We start from the raw sequence: 13,139 nt of genomic DNA on the forward strand, positions 1-13,139 counted from the left end.
GAATTGATACTGTAGTAGCTTTCAAATTTAATGTAGGTGACTGTGATGACCAACGAAAAAATGAAAAGTATTATTCAAGCCATTAATTACATGAAAGAACACTTAGATGAAGAGATAACCTCAGAAGCTCTGGCAAAACATGTAGGATACAACCCTCATCATTTTAGTAGAGTATTTAAAGATGTAACAGGGGTCTCTCCTCGCCATTATTTATCTGCATTACGAATTGAGGCTGGTAAACAAACCTTGGTCAATCCAACTAATTCCATCCTAAAAACATTACTAGGAATAGGTTTTAGAAGCATTGGTACATTTAGCTCTAAATTTAAACAGTTTGTTGGTCTATCACCAAGGCAATTTCAAAAAAGCATCGATTCTTTACACCAATATGTAAATGCGTATGACTTCACAAGAGAGTTACAGCCGTTAGAGATTATCGCACCTTCTATTACTTGCCAGGTTATAGCTCCTAAAGCATTTAAAGGAATCATTTTTATTGGGTTATTTCCAAGGCCTATACCTGACCAAAACCCTATTATTGGTCATGCACTAACGCATCAAAAGACAAGCTGTACCTTTTCCAATGTTCCGCTTGGCACGTATTATGTGCTCGCTTGTGCCTTGCCAAGAAGCCTAAACCCGAAAAGTTATGTTGACTTATCAAGCTCATTAAGAGGAAAAGCAGATTACCCAATCCATGTAAAACAAGATACAACCGCTTATATGGACGTGATATTAAGAGATCCATTGCCCTATGACCCACCAATCCTAATCAATTTACCAAAACTACTATTCGATACGGAAAAACGCAAACAAGAAGAAAATTAAGGCGATATTATTTGCTACAGTATATTTATTCATTGCTAGGAGGGAATATCATGTTAAATCAAGTATGTGTGCTAACGATTAAAGTAAAGGATATGGAGGAAGGAGTCGATTTCTACACGAATATATTAGACTTTAAGGTTGCACAAAGATATGGAGACACCATTATTCGCTTAGAGCATAATGGTGTACCTCTCATTCTTGAAAAAACAGCTAAACAAGATACTACTACTTCTACTAAGGTATTACTTGGGATTCAATCACAAAATATTCAGGGGGATTTTCAAAGGCTTCAAGAAAAAGGTGTATCTATTCTATCCAGCAAGCCTTTGCCATGTCCGCCAGGGTTTTACTTCGTAATTGAAGATTATTCTGGGAATCAACTTGAAATTGTTGAATACGTTGACCAAGAAATGGAGGAATAATAATGAAAGCTAGCGAGCTATTATCTGAAATTGACGCGTTAGAGCAAGAATTAGCAGAAAAGAAGAATAGATTAATGACGTTACGCAAATCAGTCCCTAGAAATGAGGTGAACAACTACGTATTTAGAGACGCTTCCAATAACGAAGTAAGTTTACAAGAATTGTTCGGGGATAAAAATGAACTCATCGTTATACAAAACATGGGAATGTCGTGTTCTTATTGTACGATGTGGGCTGATGGCTTCAATGGTGTGTACCATCACATTATTGAAAAAGCAGCATTTGTGGTTGCGACTCCTGATAGTCCAGCTATACAGGATGCATTTGCAGCAGAACGAAGATGGCAATTCCCAATGATATCTACCAATGGAACAACCTTTAAAGAAGATTTAGGCTTTGAGAGGAATGGTAATCAACATCCCGGTGTCTCGACATTCCAACGTGATGAAGAAGGAAGAATGTATCATGTTGCGAATGCACCTTTTGGTCCAGGTGATGATTTCTGTTCCGTCTGGTACCTGTTTGATCTTCTTCCATCGGGTTCAAAGGGATTTCATCCAAAAAGAGAGATGACAAAGAACTCCGAATATCAGTTAACCAACAACATTGCCGTACAAGTCAAAAACAAACAAGAAGCGGTTCACTTCTATACCAATATCCTAGGCATGAAACAAGTACAGGAAAATACACAAGAAACCAAGCTACTATTTGGTGGTCATCATTTTTATGTGGAAGAAGGCAATGACCTTAATGTGTTCTTTGAGTTTGCTACCAAAGACGTCGAGAAATCGAGGCTGGAATTGTTAGATAACGGCTGTACAATTACGAAACAATTCAGTGAAAAGAGCATGATGATACAAGACCCGTATGGTTTGAACTTTCATCTATTTGAGAAAGCTTAGCGGCTACTATGCCTCCATCCTATCGAACCCTTATTTCTTGATTTTATTGAATATTCATTATATCGTTATCCTACTATTAGAATTTAGAATATTAGGGGGATATCCATGACCAAGCAATTAATAGAAGCATCTGTAGTTGAATTACAGGAAGCAATGGATCGAGGAAAGGTCTCAGCTAAGAAACTTACCATGCTTTTCTTAGAGCAAATAGCAAAATACAATCATGACGGTCCGATGCTTAACGCAGTGATTGAAGTTAACCCAGATGCCTTATTCATCGCAGAAGCATTAGATTTAGAACGAAAAGAAATAGGCTCTCGAGGTCCCTTACATGGTATCCCTGTTCTCATAAAAGATAATATCGATACAAATGATAAAATGCATACTTCAGCTGGTTCCATTGCACTTGCTAATAACATTGCTCATGAAGATGCTTTTATAGTGAAGCAGTTAAGGAATGCCGGAGCTATCATTCTCGGGAAGGCAAATTTAACTGAATGGGCTAACTTCATGACTGCCGGAATGCCCAATGGCTATAGCTCAAGAGGCGGACAGGTTCTTAATCCATATGGTCCCGGAAACTTCGATGTAGGAGGCTCTAGCTCTGGGCCAGGTTCTGCTATTGCGGCTAACTTCGCTACGCTTGGTATTGGCACTGAGACTAGTGGCTCTATACTTAGTCCTGCAAGCAGTAATTCTCTAGTTGGAATTAAGCCTACCGTCGGCTTAATTAGTCGTACTGGTATTATTCCAATTTCAAGTAGCCAAGATACAGCTGGTCCCATGACAAGGAGTGTTTCAGATGCTGCAATACTACTCGGAGCACTTACAGCGAAAGACCCAGAAGATCCGGCAACGGAAACTAATCCAAAACGGATTCAGGATTACACACCATTTCTTACAATAAATGGCCTGAATAACAAACGAATTGGTATCTCACGCGAATATTTGGAAGGCTTACCCGACAATGAACTTCGTTTAGTTGAACAAGCTTTAGAGGATATGGAAAGATTGGGGGCAGTAATCATTGATCCTGTAGAATTACCTACAAAACTTCCAAATCCGACTGTCTTGTTTCATGAATTTAAAAACGGTGTTAATGCCTATCTAAAGAATGCAAATCCGAGCTTACCGGTTCACACATTACTAGAAGTGATCCAGTTTAATCAAATGCATGCAGCAACTGCTTTAAAATATGGTCAGAAACTGCTGTTAGAATCTGAATCCAAAAGCGGAACCCTAACGGAAACCGAATATCTACTGGATCGCCTACAAGATATCAGAATCTCTCAAACCGAAGGCATTGATAAAGCATTTAGCACCCATCAATTAGATGCACTGTTATTCGTTAATAATTATGGTGCAGGGATAGCTGCAAAAGCAGGCTATCCCTCCATTACCATTCCTGCTGGATACACAGAGGAAGGAAAGCCAGTTGGGATTACCCTCACTGGATTAGCTTATTCAGAACCTGAACTGATTGAGCTAGCTTTTGCTTATGAACAAGCTACAAAGCATCGCAAAGCACCGGTGTTAGATTAATTAATATAAATGAGCCTGGGACACAATGTTCCAGGCTCTATCCATTTAATGTTGATATGAATTTAAGGTTTCCTCAATCCCTCTTCGATAACTTGTTTTCGGTAGTTCTCCAATTATCGTTTCATACTTATTTCCATCCAACACAACAGGATCTTCATTTAAGTAGTACATTTCTAGCGCTTCCTTCATCTGCTTTTGAAATAGCCCAATAAACCAAAGCATCGCTTTCGTAACAGTTATAAAAGACTTCTTTGTACCAACTATTTCGTCTACTAAGTCATTAATTTCTTCACCAGAAATCAAATCATATCCAGGAATATTCCAAGATTGAAAGTATGCATCCTCGCGCATCGAAAGCTCCACGATTGCTTTAGCACCATCAGGGGTATATATATACTCTCTTTTTATCTGTTGATTTCCAACAAAGCTTGCTCTCTTCTTTGTGACTAATTGACGTAAGGTATAGTTCATATAAGTATTTTCCGCATATGGTCCATAAAAATCAGGGAAATGTGCAATAAGAAAAGGAACTTCTGAATTTTTTACTAGCTGTTCCACCTCCAGCCTAATCTTTCCTTTCTTCGTATGTGGTGCCTTCGGATATCCTTCCCTGATTTTTTCACCATTTCCTCTTCCATAAGAATAGATATTCTCGACAATCGCTAGTTTAGCAGATGTCTCTTTTGCAACATTCAATATTTGTTCATTCATGTGCAATAACTTCTCCGACCATTCGTGATACGGAAGATTAATAGCATGAAAAATCACATCTACATGCTGCGCTGCCTCATAAACATCCTTTTTTTGAAAGACATCCCCTGAACGCACCTCAACAAACTCATCTCCCCCAAACATTTTATGAAGTCTTTCTAGGTTTCTAGCAAATGCAACCACGTGAATGTTACGACTGGATAATTCCTTTACAATAGCGTATCCCATGCCTCCTGATGCTCCTAATACCAATGCACGTTTCATTTCCATCCCTCCCTTATTAACCAGTGGTCAATTATAACCAAAAAAATAAAGAATAGACATTTCTTTATTTTTTTGTCCATAATAGCAGCAGTTCAGCGTGATGCTCAGCAGCTTGCCTAACTTCTTCAAACCCTACAACATGACCAATATAATGCGTTACAAACCCATGTAGTGCCATAAATATGGACCAGATATCACGAATCGAAAGCCTTTTTTCACTTAATTCACTGATATGTGAGGCAAATGTTTGATAGGTTTTCATAGGGCCTTCGTTCATAAAATTACGGACCTCTTTATCCTTGACGAGAAACATAATTTCATAGTGACTTTGATGGGTTAGCCCAAACTCTATATATCCAATAAAGATATGTTTTAGCTTTGTTGTATTCGGTAAATCTGCATCCATCATTTCTTCTAGCTTTTGGTCTAGCATGGAGAAATGAGACTCCACTAAAGCAAAAAATAATTCAGCCTTATTTGTAAAATGGTAGTAGATTGCGCCATGACTATAACCTAGCTTAGCTGCTATTTGCCTCATCGAAACATGCTGATAACCTTTTTCAACAAACAAGTCTCGTGCTGCGCTCATAATAATTTCACGTGATAATTCCTTATCCACTGCTTTTCTAGCCGACATCAGACATCCCTCTTTATTAACCACTGTTCAATTACTAGCATACGACTATTCTTTTCAAAAGTAAACTACTACGCAGCAATCTGTATAAAAAAAAGACTGCTTTTCTATTTAAAAGCAGCCTCAGCTTATTCATCATTCCAAACAATTTCACCGCATTTTTCTTCATGATCAACCGTTACATCGAAATTATGTTTTTCATAAAAATGCTGTAAGCGATCAACATGATCAAAGTCTCGCTTAACAAGGTCTCCAGTAATATACTGTACATTTTCTTCTCTTGCAATTTCCTTTAAATGCTGCATTAATACCGTACCATAGCCCTTATTTTCTTCACCCTTAATCGCAGAAATGTGAATGGTATTATCATCCTTCATTTCGGCTTGAAGAGCAGAATTCCAATTCCCGCGAAATGTTCGTTTACAGCTATGCAGCATAATCTGCCAGCTCTCTTCTTCACGATCTGCATATACCACAACCCACTCTTCATTTGGGGTTTGATCAATACTAATAACCTCTGATTTTTTTGCAATTTCTTTTATATTATTTTGCATCCGGTAAAGTTGAATTTCTAATGTATCTAGCTCTTGTTTTAACTCCTCTTTATTCTTTTCTTCCTGTAAGAATACTGATTTGGTCATTGTTCCACCTCCATACATTTCTGAAAAGAAGCATACAGTTTGCTATTTTACTAGAAAACTAGCTTCTCTTTCAAGTGTTAGAAAATTCGGTTTCAAATAATTTCAAATAATACTTTAAAATTTGAAAAAACTGCCGATATATAAAAGAAAACGTTTTTTTCAGACAATTGGGGGATACATATGAAAAAGAAAAAGATAAAAGTACCGAAAGTTAAAAAAGAGAAAAAACAGAAGGTAGCAAAGTCTAAACCCGTTAAAACAACCAAGAAATCCAAGAACTTACAATCATTATTAGACTTCCAAAATGTAAAGCTAAGTCGTAAATATCTATATGTGTTCTTAGTGACTGCTGTTCTCTTTTTACTCGCAGGAACCATTGTCTTCTTACAGATGAGTAAGGGACAAAAAGATGTTGAAGCTATGGATCAATATAGTGCTCGTGTTAATGATATGTCAGAAATGGCTTCCATTATCCAAGTAAAAGACGTTCAAATTGCTGATTACCTGCTATCAGGAAAAAGCCGGTATGTAGATGCATTTGAAGAGCATAAAGCTGAATTAGATGGGCTTATTGCTAAAGTTGAACCTTCCATGGAAACAGAAGAACAAAAAGAGATTTTCAGCAAGATTATGGAGAACGATACAAAAATTAATGATATGTTCTACGGAGAAATAAGTGATGCTGTTAAGAATCAGCAAACATACATGGCTGCGTCTATTCGTAACCGTTCATCCGAGCTTCGTGGACAAACTGTCGATCTTGTAAGTCAACTGATGGATATTGTAAAACAAGATCAACAAGGAGTTGTTTCTAGTTCAAAATCAAGTATGCAAGCCGGTATCATAACGCTTGTAATTGCTACGGTTGTTGCCATTACGCTTGGTATTGCGCTACTACTTCTAGTAAGTAAACGTATTGCAGGAAACCTACAAAAAGTTGTCAACATGACAAACGAAGTAGCAAATGGAAACTTACTTGCAGATTCAGTTGATTATAATGGAAAAGATGAAATTGGGCAGCTTGCGAGCGCAGTTAATCTCATGAAGGATAATATTCAATCTATTCTATACAAGGTTGCATCTGCAGCAAATACACTGACCACCCGAAGTGAAGAATTAACGCAATCAGCTGTTGAGGTTCGTGAAGGGAATGAACAAATTGCCTCCACAATGGAAGAGTTGTCTTCAGGTTCAGAGAACCAAGCACATAGTGCTTCGAACTTAGCAGAAAGAATGAATGATTTTATCAAAATTGTTCGTACTTCTGAAGAAAATGGCGTTGAGATAGCAGGAACTTCTGAAAATGTTCTTTCCTTAACAAACGAAGGAAGAGAACTCATGAAAACATCTGTTGTACAAATGAAGCAAATTGATAGCATCGTCTCAGAAGCTGTTGAGAAAGTCCAAGGTTTAGATAAACAATCGACTCAAATTTCAAAACTTGTTCTCGTTATTAAGGATATTGCAGACCAAACAAATCTACTCTCATTAAATGCAGCAATTGAGGCAGCAAGAGCTGGTGAGCATGGAAAAGGATTTGCAGTAGTAGCAGACGAAGTTAGAAAGCTATCGGAACAGGTTGCTTCATCTGTCGGTGAAATTACAACAATTGTTACCAATATTCAAAGTGAAACTGGCCATGTAGTCAAATCATTACATAGTGGTTACACAGAAGTTAAGGAAGGAACAGCACAAATCGAGGAAACTGGTAAAAACTTTGCTTCCATTCATGGTTCTGTAACAGACATGGCATCTAAAATCACGACGATTTCTTCTAAATTAAGAGAAATTGCAAATAGTAGTAATGACATGAATAACTTAATTGAAGATATTGCAGCTGTATCTGAGGAATCAGCCGCAGGAGTTGAGCAGGCTTCTGCTTCCGCACAGCAAACCTCTAGCTCCATGGAGGAAGTATCTAGTAGTGCTGAAGAGTTAGAAAAACTAGCAGAACAACTAAACACGGAACTAAAGGTATTTAAATTATAAATAAGATAATAGAAAGAGCTACTTTCCAAATGGTGAAAGTAGCTCTTTCTTATTTTTCATGATAGCGGAAGCAATCGACCGTATGATCCATTACCATACCAGTAGCCTGCATAAACGCATAGCATATTGTTGGTCCAACAAAATTAAATCCTCGTTTTTTTAAATCCTTGCTCATTGCTTGTGATTCTTTCGTCACAGCAGGCACTTCATCGATAGAATTCCAGCTATTCATCATTGGCCTAGCACCAACGAAACGCCAAATATATTCCTGAAAGCTACCGAATTCCTCTTGTATTTTCAAAAAGGATTTTGCATTAGCAACTACCGAGCGGATTTTTCTTTCATTTCGGATAATCCCCTCATTTTTAACTAGCGATTGTATTTTTTCTTCATCATAATGTTGGATAATAGTTGGATCAAAATTATCAAAAGCCTTCCGGTAGCCTTCCCGTCTTCGTAGAATTGTAATCCAGCTTAGCCCCGCTTGGGCTCCTTCCAAAATTAGCATTTCAAAGAGCTTACCATCGTCATAAACTGGTTTGCCCCATTCATAATCATGATAATCGATATAAAGCTGATCATTTTCTGGTACCCAACCACATCTTCTTTTGGTCATTCATTTTCATCCTTTGTTTCTACTTTATTGTCATCATAGGATATCCAATCACTGAAGCTACCTGGGTAAAGCTTTATCTGTTGATAGCCAGCCATTTTTAAACCGATAATATTTGGACAGGCCGATACACCTGAACCACAGGATACAATTATTTCAGCATTTTTATCTAGCTTGCCGAAATGCTGCTCTAGTTCTTCGCTTGTTTTCCAGCTTCCATCCTCATGTAATACATCCATCCAAAAATAGTTTTTCGCACCTGGGATATGTCCGGCCTTTTTATACAGAGGCTCTGTTTTTCCAAGATACCTTTCAGGACTTCTAGAATCGATTAATATTGCCGTTTTATCCTTTATATTATCTCGTATTCTTTGCATATCAACAACTTCTTGATAACGTTGGTTTGGCTTAAACGTTTTCGGTTTATAATTTGGCATAGCTGCCGTAACTGAATTGCCCGCTTTGCCCCAAGCCTCATATCCACCATCAAGAATATACACATTGTCATGCCCCATATAATGAAGCAGCCACCAAAACCTTGAACTAAACATATCATTTGCCTGATCATAAACGACTACAGTAGTAGTCTGATCGATCCCTGCATCACCGAGTTTATTTGCGAGAATAGTCATATCTGGTAATGGATGATTTCCACCATGCTTGCCTACATCATCATTAGATAGATCCTTTTCTAGGTCAAAATATACTGCACCAGGGATATGTGCTTTTTCATATGCTCTCTTTCCTGCTTCCTTATCCTGTAATTGATATCGGACGTCAACCACGACAACATTGTCCGAACTGTGTGTGATTATTTCGTTTGCTTTCTCTACACTTATTAAATAGGACATAACAAATCCTCCTACTAAATACTTTATATTAATAATTCGCCAAAGAGAATAGAATCCCTTTTTACACTTGTATTAAATCCTGTTAGAAACCACAAAAAATCTTGCGGGAGAACACACCATTGAAGTTTTCATTTATTTCGAGTTACGATATAATTAAGTTCAGAATAAATAATTACTTGTAAGGAGAGAGGTAAAGTTGAAAGAAGATATCATTAAACGATTTACGACGTATGTAAAGGTAGATACACAATCCAATGAGGAAAGTGACTCAACACCTTCTACACCTGGACAGCTTGAGCTAGCGAATATACTTGTTGACGAATTAAACGATATCGGTATGGAAGATGTCACAATTGATGAAAATGGCTATGTTATGGCAACTTTACCTTCCAATACAGATAAAGATGTTCCAACCATTGGGTTTCTTGCGCATGTCGACACAGCTACAGACTTTACAGGTAAAAATGTAAACCCACAAATCGTAGAGAACTTTGATGGAAAAGACCTTGTTTTACATGAAGAACTAAATGTCGTGTTATCAGCAAAGGAATTTCCTGAGCTACCAAGCTATAAAGGACATACATTAATTACAACAGATGGAACCACTTTACTTGGTGCTGATAACAAAGCTGGAGTTGCAGAAATTATGACAGCGATGGACTACTTAATCAAGCATCCTGAAATCAAGCATGGGAAAATCCGTGTAGCTTTTACACCGGATGAAGAAATCGGTCGTGGACCACATAAATTTGATGTAGAACGTTTTGATGCTGATTTTGCCTATACGATCGATGGTGGACCATTAGGAGAACTACAGTACGAAAGCTTTAATGCAGCAGCTGCAAAAGTAACTTTTAAAGGAAACAGTGTTCATCCTGGAACCGCTAAAAACAAAATGGTCAACTCAGGAAAAATGGCCGCAGCGTTTGTAAATAAATTCCCAGATCAAGAATCTCCTGAGCATACAGAAGGGTACGAGGGCTTCTACCATCTTATTTCCATTACTGGCGATGTAGAGAAAACTCGTGTTTACTATATCATTCGTGACTTTGACCGCGATAGCTTTGAAAACCGTAAAGCTACCATTGAAAAATACGTTCAAGAAATGAAGGATCAATTTGGTGAAGCTAGTGTTGTATTAGAAATGAAGGATCAATACTATAACATGCGCGAAAAGATTGAACCTGTTATGGAAATTGTTGATGTAGCGAAGCAAGCAATGCGAAACCTAAACATTGAACCAGTCATCGAACCAGTTCGTGGTGGAACAGACGGTTCCCAATTATCTTATATGGGCTTACCAACACCAAACATCTTTACTGGTGGAGAGAACTTCCATGGGAAATTCGAATATATTTCTGTTGATAACATGGAAAAAGCTACAAATGTTATTATTGAAATCAGTAAATTATTTGCAACAAAATAACAAGAAAGAGTCAGGTTCCTTGAACCTGACTCTTTACTTGAATGAACATCGAAAGCACAAATCCAATTACTAATAATAGGGATAAAATAAAAAATGTACTCCTATAGCTGCCGATACTTAATAGCCAAATTGCAATGATGGGACCAAGCATAGCCCCAATAAATAATATGAACGCATAGAAAGCATTCGCAAGTGCCCTTCGTTCTCCACCGAGCTCACCAATTACCATCATTATCGCTGGAAATATCATCGATATTCCCATCACATAAATAATACTCATCAATACAAGAAACACAATATGGCTACCAATTCCAAGTAGAAATAGGCCGAGGACTGCCATTCCTAATCCAATTCTAAGTGTAAGAAGTAGGCCAATCCTTTGAACAATTCGACCTGTTAAAGGCGAAATAACCATTCCAATTATACCAAGCGCTCTAATTCCTAAAATAGCTTCACCAGACAAATTATAGGGTTCCCCACTAAGATAGCTACCTAGCAATGTATACATTCCCATAAAGGTTAATAGAAGCATGATGGTTATGGAGTAGGTTAACAAGAAATTCCGCTGTTTAAGGATTAACTTACTATGATAGAGATAAAACCGCACCCCTTTCTTACCCTGTTCCCTTGCCGTATTAGGTAATAGAAAGATGACCGCAACGAACGTGATACAATACATCCCCCCCAAAAATAGAAATACCATTTCCCAATTGGCCCACTGATAGATTAAATCAGCAATTACCTGCCCGAAAATCCCCGACGTCACATATCCAAAGCTAATAAATCCTATTGTTGTAACTAGCTTTTGTTTTGGAAATATTTCAAATGCATACGCCAAGGCAGAAGGAGCAAAGGTAGCCGCGACAAACCCTTGTAACCCACGAAGGGCTATGAGACTGCCAAAGCTACTTACCATCCCAATCCATATCGTTACAAGTGTTAGGGAGAATAAACCTAAGAGAATAATTTGTTTTCTTCCAATCCGATCAGCTAGCGGACCAAAAAGCAAAAATCCTACTGCATAAAAAAAAGAAAACGAGCTGCTAGTCCAAGCAGACATCGTTTTCGATACTTGAAATGTATCCTCAAACACACCAAAGAGCGGTGTTGTAACATATGCACCCGAAACAACAATTAACGCACACCAAAACAACATAAACGTGATAACACCGTAACGGAATCGTTTCGTTGCATTTGGTACTGCTACTGTTTCCATCATCTTCCCCCACTCCCTCAAGAACATCTTCTATAAAGATATGAGGATTTTGGTGAAGTTGTGCCTACGCCAAAATTACTTCTTCCATTGCTTTGATTATGCTATATGCACCATCGCTTTTATTCGAAGCAATTACGATCGTTGTACCATTTGGATATACCGCTCCATGGAAGCTAACACCTGGATCATAGCCCATCACATGATATTTCGAAATTGTCTCTTCTGGTTTGTCTATCCAAACACCGTAACCATAATACTTCCCAGGACTACTTTGCATATGTGGTGTTCGTAGTAATTCCAATGTTTCCTTTGTTACTATCTGATTTCCAAATAGCGCATTCCAGAAGTTTGTCATATCCTTTACCGTTACGAAAGCACCGCCATCTGCGCCACCCTTTATCGGAATCGAATACATATTGGTTCTCCAGCTTCCTGTCTGCTCATCATCCAAGTAGCCAAACGCTGTATTTGTCGGCAATTGATCTAACGAAAAATATCCGGAGCCTTCCATCCCGACCTTCGCGAATACCTTTGTTTCAATAAAGTCTGTAAAATTCATTCCAGTAATATTTTCGATGATTAACCCTAATACAATATAACCAGCGTTATTATAATGAAATTTTTCACCTGGTTGAAATAGCATTTCTCGGTTCTGGAACATCGGAAGAAAATCATGCAAATTCTGTATCCGATACATCGGCAGTTCTTCCCAAAGCTCTTCAAAATCACCCATTACAGATTCATCAAAATAATCCGGAATACCCGAACTATGTGTTAATAAATGATGAATGGTAATCTCCTCTGAAAAATTCGGAAAGGAAATTTCTAAACAATCGTTCAGCTTGGTTTGAAATGTAAGCTTTCCTTCATCGACAAGCATCCCAATCCCAACAGCTGTAAAGAGCTTACAGCCAGAGGCAATTCCAAATCTCGTATCCGGGGTATTTTTTAACTGCTCTGAACGATTGGAGTAGCCAAATGCACATTCTAAAATAGGTTCTCCATTAGATTGAATGTGAACAGCTCCAGAAAAACCGACCTGATCTACAACCTGTGTTATGTGTTGTTCTAGTATTTCTTTCATCATTGCTTCTTCCCTT

13 protein-coding genes are annotated in these 13,139 nt (G+C 37.9%); 6 read left to right on the forward strand and 7 right to left on the reverse strand.

Going from position 1 to position 13,139, the window contains the following annotated elements:
- Nucleotides 1-45: 45 nt before the first annotated feature.
- The 4 genes from ABC228_RS16550 to ABC228_RS16565 all read left to right on the forward strand — a co-directional run bounded on the left by ABC228_RS16550 (nucleotide 46) and on the right by ABC228_RS16565 (nucleotide 3,694).
- The gene (locus ABC228_RS16550; protein ID WP_345826289.1) at nucleotides 46-828 is read left to right on the forward strand and encodes a helix-turn-helix domain-containing protein; all 783 of its coding nucleotides are present in this window, start codon (nucleotides 46-48) and stop codon (nucleotides 826-828) included.
- A 50-nt stretch (nucleotides 829-878) separates the two neighbouring features.
- A complete protein-coding gene (locus ABC228_RS16555) occupies nucleotides 879-1,250 on the forward strand; it encodes a VOC family protein (RefSeq protein ID WP_345826290.1) in 372 nt (123 codons plus the stop codon).
- Nucleotides 1,251-1,252: 2 nt separating this feature from the next.
- Nucleotides 1,253-2,152, forward strand: a complete 900-nt coding sequence (locus ABC228_RS16560; RefSeq protein ID WP_345826291.1) for a DUF899 family protein — start codon at nucleotides 1,253-1,255, stop codon at nucleotides 2,150-2,152.
- A gap of 105 nt (nucleotides 2,153-2,257) precedes the next feature.
- Nucleotides 2,258-3,694, forward strand: coding sequence for an amidase family protein (locus ABC228_RS16565; protein WP_345826292.1), 1,437 nt, complete (start codon nucleotides 2,258-2,260; stop codon nucleotides 3,692-3,694).
- A gap of 45 nt (nucleotides 3,695-3,739) precedes the next feature.
- Here the strand turns inward: ABC228_RS16565 and ABC228_RS16570 are convergent, their stop codons facing one another.
- The 3 genes from ABC228_RS16570 to ABC228_RS16580 all read right to left on the reverse strand — a co-directional run bounded on the left by ABC228_RS16570 (nucleotide 3,740) and on the right by ABC228_RS16580 (nucleotide 5,944).
- A complete protein-coding gene (locus tag ABC228_RS16570) occupies nucleotides 3,740-4,669 on the reverse strand; it encodes an SDR family NAD(P)-dependent oxidoreductase (RefSeq protein WP_345826293.1) in 930 nt (309 codons plus the stop codon).
- 64 nt (nucleotides 4,670-4,733) lie between these two features.
- Complete coding sequence (locus ABC228_RS16575; protein ID WP_345826294.1) at nucleotides 4,734-5,306, reverse strand: TetR/AcrR family transcriptional regulator; 573 nt, start codon at nucleotides 5,304-5,306, stop codon at nucleotides 4,734-4,736.
- A 125-nt stretch (nucleotides 5,307-5,431) separates the two neighbouring features.
- Nucleotides 5,432-5,944 (reverse strand): GNAT family N-acetyltransferase, encoded by a 513-nt coding sequence (locus ABC228_RS16580; protein WP_345826295.1) that lies wholly within the window; start codon nucleotides 5,942-5,944, stop codon nucleotides 5,432-5,434.
- A gap of 180 nt (nucleotides 5,945-6,124) precedes the next feature.
- Here ABC228_RS16580 and ABC228_RS16585 point away from each other — a divergent pair, with 180 nt between their 5' ends.
- Nucleotides 6,125-7,933: a methyl-accepting chemotaxis protein gene (locus ABC228_RS16585; RefSeq protein WP_345826296.1), complete on the forward strand. Its 1,809-nt coding sequence runs from the start codon at nucleotides 6,125-6,127 to the stop codon at nucleotides 7,931-7,933.
- A gap of 49 nt (nucleotides 7,934-7,982) precedes the next feature.
- Here the strand turns inward: ABC228_RS16585 and ABC228_RS16590 are convergent, their stop codons facing one another.
- Together ABC228_RS16590 and ABC228_RS16595 are read right to left on the reverse strand one after the other, a co-directional pair.
- Nucleotides 7,983-8,549, reverse strand: coding sequence for a DNA-3-methyladenine glycosylase I (locus tag ABC228_RS16590; protein WP_345826297.1), 567 nt, complete (start codon nucleotides 8,547-8,549; stop codon nucleotides 7,983-7,985).
- A complete protein-coding gene (locus tag ABC228_RS16595; protein WP_345826298.1) occupies nucleotides 8,546-9,397 on the reverse strand; it encodes a sulfurtransferase in 852 nt (283 codons plus the stop codon). The genes ABC228_RS16590 and ABC228_RS16595 overlap by 4 nt, the downstream gene beginning before the upstream one ends.
- A gap of 196 nt (nucleotides 9,398-9,593) precedes the next feature.
- On the opposite strand from ABC228_RS16595, the gene pepT reads away from it, so the two are divergent.
- A complete protein-coding gene (gene pepT, locus ABC228_RS16600) occupies nucleotides 9,594-10,823 on the forward strand; it encodes a peptidase T (RefSeq protein ID WP_345826299.1) in 1,230 nt (409 codons plus the stop codon).
- A 10-nt stretch (nucleotides 10,824-10,833) separates the two neighbouring features.
- On the opposite strand, the gene ABC228_RS16605 is transcribed toward pepT, so the two are convergent.
- Nucleotides 10,834-12,042 (reverse strand): MFS transporter, encoded by a 1,209-nt coding sequence (locus ABC228_RS16605; protein WP_345826300.1) that lies wholly within the window; start codon nucleotides 12,040-12,042, stop codon nucleotides 10,834-10,836.
- Between the two features lie 61 nt (nucleotides 12,043-12,103).
- Nucleotides 12,104-13,126 carry a serine hydrolase domain-containing protein gene (locus tag ABC228_RS16610; protein WP_427902238.1) on the reverse strand — a complete coding sequence of 341 codons (1,023 nt, stop codon included), beginning with the start codon at nucleotides 13,124-13,126 and terminating at the stop codon, nucleotides 12,104-12,106.
- Nucleotides 13,127-13,139 lie beyond the last annotated feature (13 nt).

It is taken from the genome of Ornithinibacillus xuwenensis (assembly GCF_039614845.1).
Taxonomy (GTDB): domain Bacteria; phylum Bacillota; class Bacilli; order Bacillales; family Amphibacillaceae; genus Ornithinibacillus; species Ornithinibacillus xuwenensis.

Coding starts and splice junctions, on each gene's coding strand:
- ABC228_RS16550 (WP_345826289.1), top strand. CDS start 46: ATGACCAACGAAAAAATGAAAAGTATTATTCAAGCCATTAATTACATG.
- ABC228_RS16555 (WP_345826290.1), top strand. CDS start 879: ATGTTAAATCAAGTATGTGTGCTAACGATTAAAGTAAAGGATATGGAG.
- ABC228_RS16560 (WP_345826291.1), top strand. CDS start 1,253: ATGAAAGCTAGCGAGCTATTATCTGAAATTGACGCGTTAGAGCAAGAA.
- ABC228_RS16565 (WP_345826292.1), top strand. CDS start 2,258: ATGACCAAGCAATTAATAGAAGCATCTGTAGTTGAATTACAGGAAGCA.
- ABC228_RS16570 (WP_345826293.1), bottom strand. CDS start 4,669: ATGAAACGTGCATTGGTATTAGGAGCATCAGGAGGCATGGGATACGCT.
- ABC228_RS16575 (WP_345826294.1), bottom strand. CDS start 5,306: ATGTCGGCTAGAAAAGCAGTGGATAAGGAATTATCACGTGAAATTATT.
- ABC228_RS16580 (WP_345826295.1), bottom strand. CDS start 5,944: ATGACCAAATCAGTATTCTTACAGGAAGAAAAGAATAAAGAGGAGTTA.
- ABC228_RS16585 (WP_345826296.1), top strand. CDS start 6,125: ATGAAAAAGAAAAAGATAAAAGTACCGAAAGTTAAAAAAGAGAAAAAA.
- ABC228_RS16590 (WP_345826297.1), bottom strand. CDS start 8,549: ATGACCAAAAGAAGATGTGGTTGGGTACCAGAAAATGATCAGCTTTAT.
- ABC228_RS16595 (WP_345826298.1), bottom strand. CDS start 9,397: ATGTCCTATTTAATAAGTGTAGAGAAAGCAAACGAAATAATCACACAC.
- ABC228_RS16605 (WP_345826300.1), bottom strand. CDS start 12,042: ATGATGGAAACAGTAGCAGTACCAAATGCAACGAAACGATTCCGTTAC.
- ABC228_RS16610 (WP_427902238.1), bottom strand. CDS start 13,126: ATGATGAAAGAAATACTAGAACAACACATAACACAGGTTGTAGATCAG.